This is a genomic window from Haloterrigena sp. H1, from assembly GCF_005938085.1.
Lineage (GTDB): Archaea > Halobacteriota > Halobacteria > Halobacteriales > Natrialbaceae > Natrinema.
Genome location: NZ_SMZK01000003.1, coordinates 180,718 through 196,815 on the forward strand (window position 1 = coordinate 180,718; position 16,098 = coordinate 196,815).

At 62.3% G+C, this 16,098-nt stretch carries 15 protein-coding genes and 1 pseudogene; 11 read left to right on the plus strand and 5 right to left on the minus strand.

Annotated features, from left to right (window positions below):
• Positions 1-40 precede the first annotated feature (40 nt).
• Positions 41-697 (plus strand): HAD family phosphatase, encoded by a 657-nt coding sequence (locus E2L06_RS19165; protein WP_138783157.1) that lies wholly within the window; start codon positions 41-43, stop codon positions 695-697.
• Between the two features lie 409 nt (positions 698-1,106).
• On the opposite strand, the gene E2L06_RS19170 is transcribed toward E2L06_RS19165, so the two are convergent.
• The 3 genes from E2L06_RS19170 to E2L06_RS19180 form a co-directional block, all read right to left on the minus strand.
• Positions 1,107-3,461: a DEAD/DEAH box helicase gene (locus E2L06_RS19170; RefSeq protein ID WP_138783158.1), complete on the minus strand. Its 2,355-nt coding sequence runs from the start codon at positions 3,459-3,461 to the stop codon at positions 1,107-1,109.
• 52 nt (positions 3,462-3,513) lie between these two features.
• Positions 3,514-4,113, minus strand: a complete 600-nt coding sequence (locus tag E2L06_RS19175) for a hypothetical protein (RefSeq protein WP_138783159.1) — start codon at positions 4,111-4,113, stop codon at positions 3,514-3,516.
• 75 nt (positions 4,114-4,188) lie between these two features.
• Entirely contained in the window at positions 4,189-4,704 is a 516-nt protein-coding gene (locus E2L06_RS19180) for a PH domain-containing protein (protein WP_138783160.1), read from the minus strand.
• A gap of 210 nt (positions 4,705-4,914) precedes the next feature.
• On the opposite strand from E2L06_RS19180, the gene lipA reads away from it, so the two are divergent.
• The 4 genes from lipA to E2L06_RS19200 all read left to right on the plus strand — a co-directional run bounded on the left by lipA (position 4,915) and on the right by E2L06_RS19200 (position 9,841).
• On the plus strand, positions 4,915-5,880 hold the full coding sequence (lipA, locus tag E2L06_RS19185) for a lipoyl synthase (RefSeq protein WP_138783161.1): 966 nt from the start codon (positions 4,915-4,917) through the stop codon (positions 5,878-5,880).
• A 224-nt stretch (positions 5,881-6,104) separates the two neighbouring features.
• Entirely contained in the window at positions 6,105-7,211 is a 1,107-nt protein-coding gene (pdhA, locus tag E2L06_RS19190) for a pyruvate dehydrogenase (acetyl-transferring) E1 component subunit alpha (RefSeq protein WP_138783162.1), read from the plus strand.
• 4 nt (positions 7,212-7,215) lie between these two features.
• On the plus strand, positions 7,216-8,211 hold the full coding sequence (locus E2L06_RS19195) for an alpha-ketoacid dehydrogenase subunit beta (RefSeq protein ID WP_138783163.1): 996 nt from the start codon (positions 7,216-7,218) through the stop codon (positions 8,209-8,211).
• Between the two features lies 1 nt (position 8,212).
• Entirely contained in the window at positions 8,213-9,841 is a 1,629-nt protein-coding gene (locus tag E2L06_RS19200; RefSeq protein WP_138783164.1) for a dihydrolipoamide acetyltransferase family protein, read from the plus strand.
• Between the two features lie 37 nt (positions 9,842-9,878).
• Here E2L06_RS19200 and E2L06_RS19205 read toward each other — a convergent pair whose 3' ends face one another.
• The gene (locus tag E2L06_RS19205; RefSeq protein WP_138783165.1) at positions 9,879-11,132 is read right to left on the minus strand and encodes a hypothetical protein; all 1,254 of its coding nucleotides are present in this window, start codon (positions 11,130-11,132) and stop codon (positions 9,879-9,881) included.
• A 169-nt stretch (positions 11,133-11,301) separates the two neighbouring features.
• Here E2L06_RS19205 and E2L06_RS19210 point away from each other — a divergent pair, with 169 nt between their 5' ends.
• The 6 genes and pseudogenes from E2L06_RS19210 (at position 11,302) to E2L06_RS19230 (ending at position 15,034) form a co-directional block, all read left to right on the plus strand.
• Positions 11,302-13,023 (plus strand): phage tail sheath subtilisin-like domain-containing protein, encoded by a 1,722-nt coding sequence (locus E2L06_RS19210; protein ID WP_138783166.1) that lies wholly within the window; start codon positions 11,302-11,304, stop codon positions 13,021-13,023.
• 54 nt (positions 13,024-13,077) lie between these two features.
• Positions 13,078-13,536 carry a phage tail protein gene (locus tag E2L06_RS19215; RefSeq protein WP_138783167.1) on the plus strand — a complete coding sequence of 153 codons (459 nt, stop codon included), beginning with the start codon at positions 13,078-13,080 and terminating at the stop codon, positions 13,534-13,536.
• On the plus strand, positions 13,533-13,697 hold the full coding sequence (locus E2L06_RS22120) for a hypothetical protein (RefSeq protein WP_171052439.1): 165 nt from the start codon (positions 13,533-13,535) through the stop codon (positions 13,695-13,697). The genes E2L06_RS19215 and E2L06_RS22120 overlap by 4 nt, the downstream gene beginning before the upstream one ends.
• Positions 13,694-14,254: a hypothetical protein gene (locus E2L06_RS19220; RefSeq protein ID WP_138783168.1), complete on the plus strand. Its 561-nt coding sequence runs from the start codon at positions 13,694-13,696 to the stop codon at positions 14,252-14,254. The genes E2L06_RS22120 and E2L06_RS19220 overlap by 4 nt, the downstream gene beginning before the upstream one ends.
• 44 nt (positions 14,255-14,298) lie before the next feature.
• Positions 14,299-14,514: a DUF6760 family protein gene (locus E2L06_RS19225; RefSeq protein ID WP_138783169.1), complete on the plus strand. Its 216-nt coding sequence runs from the start codon at positions 14,299-14,301 to the stop codon at positions 14,512-14,514.
• Between the two features lie 51 nt (positions 14,515-14,565).
• Positions 14,566-15,034: pseudogene (locus tag E2L06_RS19230) on the plus strand (phage tail protein).
• Here the strand turns inward: E2L06_RS19230 and E2L06_RS19235 are convergent.
• A protein-coding gene (locus tag E2L06_RS19235) for an IS630 family transposase (RefSeq protein WP_138782927.1) occupies positions 15,031-16,031 on the minus strand; the annotation gives its coding sequence in 2 pieces (ribosomal slippage) (positions 15,031-15,539 and positions 15,539-16,031; 1,002 coding nt in all). The pseudogene E2L06_RS19230 and the gene E2L06_RS19235 overlap by 4 nt on opposite strands.
• Positions 16,032-16,098 lie beyond the last annotated feature (67 nt).

A 16,098-nucleotide genomic window follows, 5' to 3' on the forward strand; every position in this document is an offset into this window, starting at 1 on the left:
CCAAACGGCTATACGGGCCGATCGACTATCCCCGGCGTACATGACCGCTGTGTTGTTCGATATGGATGGCGTCGTCGTCAACAGCGAAGATTTCTGGGTCGACTTCCAGCGCGAGGAAATCCTGCCGGCTGCCGTCCCTGACACGAATGTCGCTGTCGCCGAGACGAGTGGCATGAACTTTCGCGAGATCTACGACTACCTCGAGGCCGAGTACGGGACTGCCATCACCCGCGAGGAGTTCATCCAGCGATTCAACGCGGCCGCCGAGGAGATCTACACCGAGCGCGCGAGTCTCCTCGATGGCCTGCCCGCGTTGCTCGCCGAACTGGACGCGCGCGGCGTTCCGACGGCGCTCGTCTCGTCGTCACCCCACGACTGGATCGGCATGGTGCTCGAGCGATTTGCCCTCGAGGACTCGTTCGACCGCGTCATCAGCGCCGACGACATCGATGCCGCGAGCAAGCCCGAACCGGACGTCTTCGAGTACGCGGCCGGCGAACTCGGCGTCCCTGCCAGCGACTGCGTCGCCGTCGAGGACTCGGCAAACGGGATCGAAGCGGCTGCGCGGGCAGACATGACCGTCGTCGCCTACCGGATCGACGCTCACGGCGACATCGATCGCTCGGCTGCGGACGTGATCGTCGATTCGGCCGCGGAGCTTCGTGAGCAAGTGCAGGGGTTGACCACACAGCAGTGAAACAGTGTTCTAGAATTCGTGCCACGGTATTGATTGTACAGGCTTATAGAATGAATTGACCAGCAAGTAGATCTGTAAACCGACCAGTTCTGTTCCCGTTGATGAGCAATTCGTTAGAGAGCGTCAGCGATCCCCTCCACAGCGGCGACAAACCGCCACAAGAGATAGAGAATTCCGAGCAGTATGCTAAGCCATAGTATGGAGGATAGTTATTGGGAAATGAACAAGTATCCTGTCAAAAGCGCGTAGAGGACACCGAGTCCAATAAACCAGTTCCGAGAAATTGTTGGCGGGGACCAACCAAACATATTTCTCTTTTCTGAGAAGGAGTAGATAAAATCAGTCATTCTGATCGACATGATCTGCCCTTAACACAGCAATAAAGGAGCCGCCCTCGGGTGAATCGTCGCTACCGGACTTCGACCGTCCGTCTCGCTTCGATCGGCACCAGCGGCTCCTCGGGGAAGGCGATGCTGACGGTAAACTCGAGTTCGTCTGCGTCGGCGCCGAAGACGCCGACCGGGACGGTTTCGGCGTCGCGCAGGTAGGTGTTCGCGCTCGTCATTTCGACCCCATTGACCGTCACGCGGATGCCGGCACGGGCGGGCTCGCCGACGTTGCGGACCGTCACCTCGCAGACCTCGTTCTCGCCGGTCGCGATGGTGTCGGGGAACTGCCCCCACTCGAGGTCGATCGCGGGCAGCGACTGAGCACCTTCGTAGACGCCCTCGGCGACGCCCTCCGAGAGGCCGGCGTCGACGAGACCCGCGACGCCCGCCTCGACGACGTCACCGGGGGTCGACAGTCCCTCCGTCGCTAACTTGCTCGCACGACCCGGACCGACGCCGTCGATGGCGGTGAGGCCGACCGCGTCCTCGGCGACGCCGTTCTCGATGCGGGCCTCGACCCGACGGGCGAGGTTGGCGGCGTGGGGACCGACGAAGCGATCGAGGAACGCCTCGAGCGCCGAGACGAGCCGTGTGGCGTTTTGGCGGATGACCCAGGCGTCGCTACGCAGTTCCGCCGGCGTCGAGCCACTGGCCGCCCCGCGGAGGATCGCGAGCACCTTCCGTTCGCCCGCCTCGAGGTCACCCGTCTCCTGGCCGACCAGCACCGCGCTGATCGCGTCGCGTTCGTCCTGGCGGGCCGAGACGGAGTCGAACTCCTCGGCGGTCGCGATCGTCTCGAGGACATCACTGGTCGTCAACTCACCCCCGTCCTCGACGCGGTCACACAGCGCCGCAAAGCGGGCCGCCGTGTCGAGTCGGAGGTAGTACTTCGAGGTCAATACGCCCCGGGGTGTAGCCTCGATCGAAAGGTCCTCGCCTGTCTCGACGAAGCCACGGTCGACGAGTCCCTCGAGACAGTCCCGGACACGCTCGCGAAGATTTGGAAAGTCGTAGTCGTCGGGTTTGGACTGGCCGCGGACGTAGTAAAACGTCGTCTCGAGCCAGTCCATCACGTCCTCGAGATCGGTGATCGTGCCCATCGCGATCTCGGCGTTGAGGTGGGTCGCCAGACTCTCCGCGAGGCGGGACTCGATCTCCTTGCCGTCACGCAGGAGGCGGCGGTACTTGTCCGCCTCCGCGGTATCGCAGATGACCCAGCCGTAGCCGACGTCGTCGTAGCCCGGCCGCCCCGCGCGCCCGAGCATCTGGAGCACGTCGAGAGGGCTCATATCGATCTCGCCCTCGAGCGGGTCGTGGAGTTTCGTATCGCGAATCACGACGCAGCGGGCGGGTAGATTGACTCCCCAGGCCAGCGTCGAGGTCGAAAAGAGGAGTTCGACGTGTCCCGCCTTGAACCACTCCTCGACGAGGTCGCGGTCGTTCTTCGAGAGGCCGGCGTGGTGGAAGGCAACGCCGTCTAACACCGAATTTCGAAGGGTATCGTTCTCGAGAGCTTTCGATTCGGTATGAAAGTCGTAGTCGCCGCGTGCGCCCATCGGAATGTCACGTTCGGCGATCTCGTCTCGAGCCTTCTCGGCGGCCCGGACGGTGTCCTGGCGGGAGGAGACGAACACGAGCGACTGTCCGTCCTCCCGGAGGTGCGGTTCCGCGAGATCGAGCGCCCGATACAGCCGGCGGTACTTGTCCGCGAAAGAGTTCTCGCCGTGCGTGTAGGTCTTGACGCCCGCGTTGAGGTCGACGGGGCGATACTCCTCGCCGAACTCGAAGGTACACTCCTCGGGCGCGTCGAGCCACGCCGCGACATCGCCGACATTGGGCATCGTCGCGGAGAGCGCGACGATCCGAGGACCACAGAGCCGGCGCAGCCGTGAGATCGTTACCTCGAGCACGGAGCCCCGGCGATCCGCATCCAGCAGATGAACCTCGTCGATGACACAGACGTCGATGTCGGTGACGAAGTCGTACCGCCGGGAGTCGTGTTTGCGGGTCGCCGAGTCGAGCTTTTCGGGAGTCATCACGAGGATGTCAGCCCGGCGCGCGCGGCGCGGATTCAGGTCGCGCTCGCCGGTGACGACGTACACCGAGTAATCCAGCTCCTCGAACCGGTCCCAGTCGTCTTCCTTTTCGTTCGTCAGCGCTCGCATCGGGGCGATAAACAGCGCGGTACCGCCATCGGCGAGCGCCTTACAGATCGCCAGCTCCGCGAGTGCCGTCTTTCCCGAGGCTGTCGGTGCGCTCGCGACCACGTTCTCGTCGGACTCGAGTAATGCGGGCAGGGCCTCGCGTTGCATTCGGTTGAACTCCTCGAACGCGAACGCGTCGGCGAACTCCGGGAGAACTTCGGCGACCTCCATCAGGCAGAAACGGGTGGCGGTCTCTCAAAGGCGTTTCCTTCGCGTCCGCCGCCTATCGCGTGGCGACGGCAGCGGCGATCGCTGCCCCAGCAGTCGCAAAGACGAGTGGATACAGGACACCCCCGAGGACGATCGCTGGCAGGAACGCCGGTGCGATCGAACTACTCGCTTCGATACCGAGCGCGGACGCTTCGGTGGTGGATTCCGTGACGACGGCACCGAGACCCATGACGACGGCATAGCCGATCGCCACCGGTGCGCCGGCGACGACGGCCTCACCGAGATCGGTCACGTTCCACCGCACGGCCAGCACCGCACCGGCCGCGAGCAACACGAGCGGCGGCACCACGTACAACAGGGTCGCGCTCGCGGTGTCCGACTGGGCGATCAGATCGAGCGTACTCATCCCGGTAAACGAGCCGATTCGACCGCTGACCTCGATATCGACCATGTGGGCCTCGTAGAAGAACCAGGCGACCGCTTTCCACTCGGCGACGGTGTCGCCGACGGCCTCGCGGACCTCACTGGCGACCAGCAGGTACGTCAGGAGATAGCCGATGACGGCGGCGAAGACGCCGATTCCCGCACTCGCTGCAATGCTCGAGCGACGCGAGACCGGCGGCTCTTCAGCGGGGGCTGATTGGGAGGGCATCGTACCGACTCTCGAAGCCGAGTCGGCTAATGGGTTTTGTGGTTTCTCGAGCGACCGGTTCCGACCGCTTGTCGATCAGAGCGCCGATTCGTCGGTCGCGACGGCCTCGAGCCGGTCGCTGAGACGGCTGCTGGCTACCTCCGGGTTTGGGACCCGTTCGAACGTCAGCTCCGGCTCGCCGGAGCCGGCGGTGTAGACCGTCAGATCGCCGTAGCCGAGCAGGCGGCCGAGCCCGCTCTGACTGAGGCTGGTGTTCTGGACGCGCTCGAGGCGAAACTGGGTGACGTCTCTCGAGACGATGCCGCGTTTCTTGTAGAGTTCCGCGGAGGTGATGACGTAGCGGGTGTTCGTCCAGACGAGATAGCGGGCGGCCGCGACGGCCACGCCGACGGCGAGCAGGCTGAGACCGAGAAGTGCCACGAGGATGCCACTGTCAATCACGCTCCAGCCCGCGACGAGCAGGCCCACAAGCGCGAGTCCGACCCCGACCGGCAGTCTGGCTCCCATCGTGATCGGATGGGGCCGGCTCTCCCAGACGATGTCCTCGTCCTCGCTGATGTGAAACCAGTCGGGCGTCGAGCCGAAGGCCATCGGCGTGGGGTACCTCACTGCCATCCGTAAAGCTGTCGACGGAATGGATCGCTTACCGGCTATGAGTGGGTGCTTCAGCCGATTTGGCGGACCATACCAGGACGGGCACTCGCCAGCTGCGGCCCCCATGTAACGCTTGCCGGCACAGCCGGTCGTCGGACCGGGGCGGCGACCGACATGGTTTTTCACCGCGCGGCCCCATGACATACCATGAGCCGCGCGCGAAAGCCTGACTGGCTGAAGAGCCGTCCGCCGTCGGGACGGGAGTTCGCCGGTATCCGGGAGACGCTGCGGGACCACGGGCTTCACACTGTCTGCGAAGAGGCCAACTGTCCGAACCTGGGTGAGTGCTGGTCCGGGCGCTCCAAGGCCGGCAGTCAGGACCGCGGTGGCACGGCGACGTTCATGTTGATGGGCGATCGCTGCTCTCGAGGCTGTAACTTCTGTGACGTCCAGACGGGGGGTATGGAGCCGCTCGACCCCGATGAACCCGAAAACGTCGCGAGCGCGATCGCCGAGATCGGCCTCGACTACGTCGTGCTCACGAGCGTCGACCGCGACGACCTCCCCGATCAGGGCGCGGGCCACTTCGCGGAGACGATCCGCGAGATCAAAGCCCGCCATCCCGGCATCGTAGTCGAGGTGCTGATCCCCGACTTCCAGGGCGAAGACCACCTAGTCCGGAAGATCATCGACGCCGAGCCGGACGTGATCGCCCACAACGTCGAGACCGTCGAGCGGCTGCAGTTTCCCGTTCGCGACCGGCGTGCAGGTTACGAACAGTCCCTCTCGGTGCTCGAGCAGGTCGAGCGCGAATCGGACATTTATACCAAGACCTCGATCATGCTCGGCCACGGCGAGTACGATCACGAGGTTTACCAGACCCTCGCGGATCTGCGCGAGCGCGGCGTCGATATCGTCACGCTCGGCCAGTACCTGCGGCCCTCGCGAAACCACCTCGAGGTCCAGCGCTACGACCACCCGGACAAGTACGAGACGTGGCGTCGTGTCGCCGAAGAGGAACTGGGCTTTCTCTACTGTGCGAGCGGCCCGATGGTCCGGTCGTCGTACAAGGCCGGCGAACTGTTCGTCGACGCCGTCCTCCGTGAGGGCAAAAGCGTCGCGGAAGCGCGAGCTGATGCACGCCGGACACACCCACAGCAAACCGAGACCTGAGTCGCGATCGAACGCCGTTTTGTCCAGTCTCGGTTCCGTCCTGTGCCCGCAGTTCGATAATTGGCAATAAATGGCCACTTTCTCCCAGTTCCGTCCAATATCGTCCGGATGAGTGTGGTGATTCTGTGAGGCGCTGGCAAGAATCTCTCTGATAGTAAACTATTTTGGGAAACTCCTTTACCCTGAGCGGTCGTGTGCTAGGGTATGTATAGGTGGGTTTTCCCGTGAGTACGATACAGCGCGATCCCCGCGAGCGAGTCCAGATACTCGACGATGCGGGCCGGGTCCGAGAGGGTGCCGACGTCCCCGACCTCACCGAGGACGAACTCGTCGAGATGTACGAGCAGATGCGGCTCGTGCGCCGCTTCGACGAGCGGGCCGTCAGCCTCCAGCGCCAGGGACGGATGGGGACGTATCCGCCGCTGTCCGGCCAGGAAGGCGCACAGGTCGCCAGTGCTCACGCTTTAGACACCGAAGACTGGGTCTTCCCCAGCTACCGCGAACACGGCGTCGGCCTCGTTCGGGGCCTCTCCCTCGAGCGAACGCTGCTGTACTGGATGGGCCACGAGCGGGGCAACTACATGCCCGAAGACGTCAACATCTTCTCGGTCGCAGTCCCCATCGCGACCCAGATCCCCCACGCGACGGGAGCGTCCTGGGCCTCGAAACTCGACGGCGAGGAAAAGGCGTTCATCTGTTACTTCGGCGACGGAGCTACTTCAGAAGGTGATTTCCACGAGGGGTTGAACTTCGCCGGCGTCTTCGATACACCGACTGTCTTCTTCTGTAACAACAACCAGTGGGCCATCTCGGTCCCCCGCGAGCGCCAGACGGCGAGTGCGACCTTAGCCCAGAAGGCCACCGCCTACGGCTTCGATGGCGTGCAGGTCGACGGAATGGATCCACTCGCTGTGTACAAGGTCACCCGCGAAGCCGTCGAGAAGGCCAAAGACCCCGATGAAGACGAACCCCGCCCGACGCTGATCGAGGCCGTTCAGTACCGCTTTGGCGCTCACACGACCGCCGATGACCCCTCCGTCTACCGCAGCGACGAGGAAGTCGAGCGCTGGAAACAGAAAGATCCCATTCCGCGCCTCGAGACGTACCTGCGATCGAACGGAATACTCGACGACGAGCGGGTCGACGCGATCGACGCACGGATCGAAGACGCGGTCGCGGACGCGATCGACGCGGCCGAATCGTTCGAGCGACCCGAGCCCGAGGAGATCTTCGCACACGTCTACGAGGGGATGCCCCGCCGGCTGCAACGGCAACTCGAGTACTTCGAATCGATCCGCGAGCAACACGGCGACGACACGCTCCTGGAGTGACACGATGGCCACACAATCACAAACCGAGAACCTCACGCTGGTAGAGGCGGTCCGCGACGGATTACACACGGAGATGGAACGTGACGACGACGTCATCGTCATGGGCGAAGACGTCGGCGAGAACGGCGGCGTCTTCCGCGCGACCGAGGGCCTCTACGAGGCGTTCGGCGAGAACCGGGTGATCGACACCCCGCTGGCGGAATCGGGTATCGTCGGCACCGCGGTCGGAATGGCCGCCTACGGGAAGCGCCCGGTCCCCGAAATCCAGTTCATGGGCTTTATTTACCCCGCGTTCGATCAGATCGTCTCGCACGCAGCGCGCCTGCGAACGCGCTCGCGCGGCCGGTACACGTGTCCGATGGTCGTTCGAGCCCCCTACGGCGGTGGCATCCGCGCACCGGAACACCACTCAGAGTCGACCGAGGCGATGTTCGTCCACCAGCCCGGACTCAAGGTCGTTATCCCCTCGACGCCGTACGACACGAAGGGGCTGCTGACCAGCGCCATCCGAAGTCCAGATCCGGTGGTATTCCTTGAGCCGAAGCTCATCTATCGGGCCTTCCGCGAGGAGGTTCCCGACGAATCGTACGAGGTGCCACTCGGCGAGGCCGCGGTCCGCCGCGAGGGATCCGATATTTCGGTCTACACGTGGGGCGCGATGACCCGACCGACGCTTGAGGCAGCCGAGAATCTCGCCGAGGAAGGAATCGACGCGGAAGTCGTCGACCTGCGGACGCTCTCGCCGTTAGACGAGGAGACCATCGTCGACTCGTTCAAAAAGACCGGCCGCGCCGCGGTCGTCCACGAGGCACCCAAGACCGGCGGGCTGGGTGCCGAGATCACCGCGACCCTCCAAGAGGAAGCACTGCTCTATCAGGAAGCGCCGGTCGAGCGCATCACGGGCTTCGACACGCCGTTCCCGCTGTACGCGCTCGAGGACTACTACCTGCCCGAGCCGGCCCGCATCGAAGACGGCATTCGAGACACCGTGGGGTTCTAACATGGTCAAAGAGTTCGAACTCCCCGACGTTGGCGAAGGCGTCGCCGAGGGCGAACTGGTCTCGTGGTTAGTCGAAACGGGGGACGAAGTCTCAGAAGACCAGCCGGTCGCAGAGGTCGAGACCGACAAAGCCCTCGTGGAGGTCCCCGCGCCGGTCGACGGCACCGTCCGCGAATTACACGTCGAGGAGGGCGAGGTCGTCCCGGTTGGAACGGTGATCATCTCGTTCGACGTCGCGGGCGAGACCGAAGCCGAACCGACGGAAGCGGCCGCGGAAGCCGAAGCAACCGAACCAGTCGACGACACTGCCGGGAGCCCCGGCGCGACCGGAGCCGAAGCCGAGGACGTCACGCCGCCCGACAACAGGGTCTTCGCACCGCCGCGCGTGCGTCGCATGGCCCGTGAGGAGGGACTCGCCCTCTCCCAGGTTCAGGGCAGCGGTCCTGGCGGCCGGATCACCGCGGCCGACGTGCGGGCCGCCACAGGCGATGGTGACGGCGCTGCGGGTGGGCAGACCCAATCACAGCCCACCGACGTGTCCGCCGGCGCGGCCGAGGCCGAATCGGGTGACTCGAGGAGCACGAGCACGGGGGCCGACTCCGGTGTCGTCGAGGAACCAGCCACGGAAGGCGAGACGATGGCCTCGAGCACGCAGCACACCGCGTCACCGCCACAGGACGCCGCTGCCGATCGCGAGACGACCCTGGCAGCACCCGCGACCCGGCGGCTCGCCGAAGAGGAAGGCGTCAACATCGACGCCGTCCCAGCCACCGACGAGCGCGACGGCGAGGCGTTCGTTACGCCCGAGGCGGTTCGGGAGTACGCCAAGGCACAGCGGCAGGCACAAGAAGCGGATCGCGAGGCGGTCGAAGCGGGCGAACCGGTCGGAACGACGGGGACCGAATTCGAACCCGGCGAGCGCGAACGCCGCGAGCCGTTCCGTGGCGTTCGCAAAACGATCGCCGAGGCGATGGTCGAGTCCAAATACAGCGCGCCCCACGTCACCCACCACGACGAGGTCGACGTGACGGCCCTCGTCGAGGCACGCGAGACGCTCAAACCCCACGCCGAGGAGAAGGGGATCCGATTGACCTACATGCCGTTTATCATGAAAGCCGTCGTGGCGGCCCTGAACGAATACCCCGAAATGAACGCGGTCATCGACGAGGAGAACGACGAGATCGTCTACCGCGACTACTACAACATCGGTGTCGCAACCGCGACCGATATCGGGCTGATGGTGCCAGTCGTCGACGACGCCGACCGGAAGGGGCTGTTGCAACTGTCGTCGGAAATGAACGAACTCGTCCAGACGGCTCGCGACCGGACGATCAGTCCCGAGGACCTCCAGGGATCGACGTTTACGATCACCAACGTCGGCGGCATCGGCGGCGAATACGCCACGCCGATCATCAACTACCCCGAAGCAGGCATCCTCGCGATCGGCGAGATCAAGCGCAAGCCACGCGTCGTCACCGACAGAGACGGCACGGAATCGATCGAACCCCGCTCGGTGCTGACCCTCTCGCTGTCGTTCGACCACCGGCTGGTCGACGGTGCTGTCGGTGCCCGGTTTACGAACACCGTCATGGAGTACCTCGAGCAGCCGGATCTCCTCTTGCTCGAGTGAGTCGCGTGTCCGTCGGGGCAGTACCGACGGCCGGTCGTCACTCGTCCGGGACGATATCGACGAGCACCTCGAGTGCGTCCGCGGCCTCACAGACGCGATCCTGGGTCTCGGCCAACGCGAGCACGGAGCCGTCGTCCTCGAGCGTTTCCCGAAGGTCGGAGACGGATCTGAGATAGCGCTCGAGACTCGCTTCGGTCGTCGCCCCTTCGAGTCGGTCGCCGAGGTCGATCAGTTGCTCGAGGACGTGTCGGACGTGACGGCGGTAGGCGTCCTCGCTCTCACAAGCCTGTTCACTGGCTGTGCGAGCGGCCGTCGCGATTTCACGAGCCAGTCGGCTGCCGTCGCCCTCGCTCGTCCGCCGTTCTAACTGTTCGGCGAGAGCGTCGAACACGCGTGCCCTCGCTGTGATCGTCTTGCGCATGACGTATCTGGTCAGCGCAGTTTGCTCTCGTTTGACATGCTCGACTTCGGTCTCGAGGGCGTCGAGTCGATCCGAAACCGCGGTGAGATCGTCCGGACTGGCCGATGACTCCCGTTCGGTCGGTGTTCGATGTGGATTGTCGGTGTCCGTGATATGGTCGATGATCGTCCCAAAGAGCAGTTCGTGATCGTAGACGAACTCCCGAGGTGCCAACGCCTCTGAGTCTGTCCAGTCACCGTCGGGTGTCCGCTCGAACGAACCGAGAAACACCCCCGTCTCCGAGTCGGATGGGATCGAAGACCGGTATTGGTCGTGGTACTGCTCGAGGAGTCGATGAGAGAGCGACGCTGTGTTGGCACAGTCCGTTCCGAGATCGGGGATGTCGACAGTCAGCCGCTGCGTTCGCTCATCACTCGTTCCCTCCCGGTACGTCAACTCGAAGCTCTCGAGCGTCCGGTTCGCTGTCGATTCGTCGTCGATGGCATCATCGGTGTTCGGGACTGGGACCGGTTCCATCTCGACCTCGTCGTACTGGATGTAAAGTGAGAGTTCGTTTTCGGTCGGACACGGAAGCGACGTCGTCGTTACTCGGTCGACGACGATCGGGCGGCCGTTTCCATCCAGCGCTATGCCTGGCTCGATCGTTACCTCGAGCCCGTCGTCGGTGTCGCTGATCGATTGCACCTCGAGTCCGTTGACGATACCACTTCCCACCACGAACTGGGAAAGCGTGTGCAACCGCTCGGCGTGGTACTCCTGTTCTGCTTCCATATCACGGGGCGTCATTAGCTTCCCGCTAAAGAAGCGATTCTTGCGAAACTGGGAGAGATCCCTACGCATCCCGTTACTGGAGTCCGGATCGTGACCCATGCAAATAATTCGGCATTTTGAATGTATTAATTATGGTGAAAAACAACGAATTCATTGTGCATGGATGGAATCACGACCGAGATCTTGACTCAGCAATATAAACTATAATTTTGTCAGTCTAGAGTTTAAATACAATTCCGAGACACTTTCGGATAGAGAGTTGACGAAAATGCCGGAGTATCTCTCACCAGGCGTGTACGTCGAAGAAGTCGACAGCGGCACCAAATCCGTCGAAGGCGTCAGCACCAGCACTGCTGGCTTCCTCGGTGAAACGGAGCGTGGCCCTGTCGAACCAACGCTCGTAACGAGCGTTTCCGAATTCGAGCGAACGTTTGGCTCGAGTCCACGGTCATCCGACCTCGACGTGGCCGTCGACGGGTTCTTCAAGAACGGCGGGAGTCGCTGCTACGTCGGCCGCGTCGCAGCCGCCAAGCCGGTGGATGTCGCGACGACGACGCTCGTCGACGAGGATCGAAACGACGTCATCACCGTCGAAGCGATCGGGCCGGGCGCATGGGGAAGTTCCATCGCCGCGATCGTCGACGACGGCGAGGACGACTATTTCACCCTGACGTTACGATACTGGTCGTGCGATCTCGAGGCGGTCAGCAAACCCGCATCCGACCAGCCGGATCCCGTGCCCGACATCGAAGAAGTCTACGAGGACATGTCGGCCGATCCCGAGTCCAGCCAGTTCTACGAGAAACAGATCCCGGGATCGGTGCTCGTCGATCTCGAACAACAAGGAGCAGGACGACCCGCCGACGGACTGTCGTGGCTCTCTCGAGAGGGTCCCGAGGAGTACGCCGACGGCGGTTTGATCGAGGTCGGTGCCGAGTCGGAGACTACTGCCTACATCCCCGACGACCTCGAGGAACGGGATTACACCGAGCTCCAAGGGATCGCCAACCCGTTCGATATCGACGCATCTCAGTCCCAGAACGACCTGCAAGCGGACCTCGAAGCGATCCGATCGGGTGAGAAAGAGGTCGATGTCGATGTCGTCTCCGATCTCTCGGCAACGTCTGAGACCGAGGAGGTGTCCCTCAGCGACTACGAGGGCGTCAACGAGCCTGGGATACGAACCGGTCTCGCAGCGTTCAGGGAACTCGACGATGTCTCGCTCGTGTGTGTCCCTGACGAAAACGACATCGAGGGGCTGACCGAAGCAGTCGTCAGCCACTGTGAAAACATGGGCGAGCGGTTCGCGATTTTGCAGGCACCACAAAACGCGGGTGCGATATCGGAGATCGAGACGCCAGTGGATTCCACGTATGCGGCCTACTACTATCCGTGGGTGAAAACGACGGATCCACAGACCAATCGGAAGCGAGTCGTCCCACCTGGCGGCCACATCGCCGGTATCTTCGCGCGAAGCGACGTCGAACATGGCGTCCACAAGGCCCCTGCTAACGAAGTCGTCCGGGGCATCCTCGGCACACAACACACGATCACGAAGGGTGAACAGGACGTCCTCAACCCGAAGGGCGTCAACTGCATCCGCAGCTTTCAGGGCCGTGGGATCCGTCTCTGGGGTGCACGGACGACCGCCAGTGATCCGTCGTGGAAGTACGTGAACGTCCGGCGACTGTTTCTCTACATCGAACAGTCGATCGACGAGGGGACCCAGTGGGCGGTCTTCGAGCCCAACGACGAGGATCTGTGGGCCCGCGTGCGCCAGTCCGCGGAGAACTTCCTGACGACGGTCTGGCGAGACGGCGGATTGCAGGGAAGCACTGCCGACGAGGCGTTCTACGTCAAGTGCGGCGAGGAGACGATGACGCGGGACGACATCGACAACGGCCGACTCATCGTGGAAATCGGTATCGCGCCCGTCAAACCGGCCGAGTTCGTCGTCTTCAGAATCAGTCAGGACACCGGCGACACGTAGCATTGCTCCAGCCACAGCTGACACCGACACACTGAACACACGACTGATACGACAATGCCAGATTCACACGGACCACTCCGACAAACCGAATTCAAGGTCGAACTCGACGGCGTCGGCGTTCCCGGCTTCGTCGAGGTCGAACTGCCAGCGATGCGAACCCAACAGGTCGAATACCGCGAAGGTAACGATCCATCACACAACCGGAAGCTCTGGGGGGACACCCAGTACGATGACCTCGTCCTCGTTCGCGGTGCAAACGAGAAAAACGAGGAACTCTACAAGTGGCGGAAAGCCGTCGATCAGGGGAAGATGGACGACGGCGGCCGCAAGAACATCGCCGTCATCATCATGAACGAAGTCGGCGACTCGGTGCTTCGATTCGAGTTCACGAAAGCGTGGATCAAGGAGTACCGACCGCCGACGCTCAACTCCCACGGCGGAGGTGGACAGGGAAACCTCGCAACCGAATCCTACGTCGTCACATTCGACGAAATGGAGCGCAAGAACGTATGACACGGCCAACCAACCAGCCTCTGGATGCGGTCACCGTTCCACCCTCCCGGTTCGATTCGGATTGGCACGTCGATGACGAGGGTGTACTTCACACCGGTCGGTCAGCACCGTTCGCCGAGTGTGTCGTCGTCGCCAACGACTGTGGTGGTGACCGGCCATGACCGGGGGCACGCTCCAGACCGAGTTCGAATTCACCCTTCCACAGGGGTACGTCGACGACGAGGGAACGCTCCACAAGGAGGGGCGCATGCGCCTCGCGACGGCAGCCGACGAGATCGAGCCGCTCCAAACCCCTCGCGTCCAGTCGAACTCCTCGTACCTGACGCTCGTCTTGCTGTCGCGGGTCATAACCGAACTCGGCGACCTCGAGACGATCGACATCAGCGTCATCGAGGACCTGTTCGTCTCGGATCTCGAGTACCTGCAGGCGCTGTACGAACGGATCAACAATCAGGGGAGAAACGCCATCGAGACGGCCTGTCCCGAGTGTGGCGAGCGATTCGAGGTCGACGCCGAAAGCGGTGCCCACCTCACGACGGACGGTGCAAGCAGTCCCATGGCTCAGGCTGGAAGGGACGCCGGCGCGACCGGCGTCGGCGGTGATCTCGATGGAATCGGTGCGATCGACTCGTCCGGACTCGAGGCCACCGAGAGGCACGCAGCCAGTGCCGAGTCGAACGACAGTGAGGAATCGGCGTCGGGAAATCCAGTGGAGTAATCCGGCTATACGAGCCGGATCGGCTCTACGAGGAGGTCGCGTTCGTGGCCTACCACTTCGGGTGGAGCCACGAGACGGTGTTGAACATGCCCCACTGGAAACGCCAGCGCTGGTGTAGGCAGATCAGCGAGATCAACGACCGAATGACCGAGACAGCCTCCGAACGAGGCCAGAGCCACCGGCGCGGTGGCGCTCGGAGTCGCGGACGTGACGATGCCGGCGGTGGGATCGTCCTCCGTAACCCGCCGGAGTCCAGCTAACTACGAACCACGGTATCTGGGGTGCAGATACCACCGCGCAGTACCGAAGAGATGGCACCAGACACGCACGAAACCGATCCCTACGCACAGTATAATTTCGAGGTCGAGGTAGACGGCGAGGCAGTCGCCGGCTTCGCCGAGGTCGTCGGCATAACGATGGAACTGGAAACCGTCCCGTACCGAGAGGGTGGCGTCAACGATCACGTCCATCAGTTACCTGGCCAGTTCGCACACGCGAACCTCGTTCTCCGACGCGGACTGACGAAAAACACGACCTTCTGGGAGTGGATCCAGACGGTTATGAGCGGGACGCTCACCAGAAAGAACATCGTCGTCACGGTGAAAGACGGCTTTCGCGGCGAGAGTCAATGGGGGGTGGGAGTTCGCCGGTGCGTATCCGACGAAGTGGTCTGGGCCGGACCTCGTGAGCACCAGCCGAGGGATGGCGATCGAGTCGATCGAGTTGGCCTACGAGCGCTTTTCGACGCTGTCAGGGATGCCGGACTATAGTAGACATTAGAAGTAATTGCTCATATTTGGTACAGAGATCTGATCAATAGCAGTATCAATCGCTGTTGTGAGATCGTCGAGTGAGCCAAAGAAACGGTTGCTGAGTGCCGCTTGTAGTTGTCTCCAGCACTCTTCGACAGGATTTAGCTCTGGTGAGTACGCCGGCAATGTCACGAAGTCGAGGTCGTCACGGGCCGCTAGGTCCGTGACGACCGACGCCCGGAAATATGGTGCTCCATCCAGGACAATAATTAGATCATCTTCGAACTCTTTGCATAACGCAAGAATGAAATGTTTTGCATGATCGGCGGTAACGTACTCTTCAAATCGAGAGAAAAAGCGATCACCGTCCTCGGTGATCGCGCCTAGCAGACACGTCCAGTCACGTTGCCCAGATAACTCAACGGACGGCCGCGTACCGCGGGGAAACCACGCGGCACGCGGCTCAACTTGGACGGATTTCTTGGTTTGATCGATGCAGACTACTGTGGCGTCCATTTCCCGCCTCTTTTTTTGAGCTCCTCACGGAACGTTTCTTGCTCATCAGAATCAGACTCAGCGGCTGTGCGGCGAGGTTTTTGATAGCTCAATCCCGCTTCTTTGAGCAACCGCCGACAGCTCGGGATTGAGTAGTCGACATCGTACGTCTCGTCAAGATACTGCTGGACGAGCGCCGGCGTCCACGCCGGCGCATCAACCCCAACATTCTCTGGCGATTCGTGGACAGCTTCTTCGAATTCTTTTTGCTCTTTTTCTGAGAGCTTCCGTTTTCTCCCAGAGCGATGAGCATCAGTAACGGCCTGCTCAAGCGACTCGTCGGTGTCGAGTCGCTTGAGCCAGCTATAGATTGTTCGTCGCTGAACGTCGTACCACTCGGCTAGTTCAGTCTGCGTGACGCCGTTCTTGTATGCTATTGCTGCTAAGAGCCGTTGTGTCGGCTTCTTACCCTCCACGTTGTCAAGGGCATCTTGCAATTCCTCGACAGAAGTCTCGTCGAGATGATCCACTGTGTTTAGTAACACTACCTGAGTAGAAAGTTCTAACGGATACTATAGCAGTACGGCTGGGTAGCTG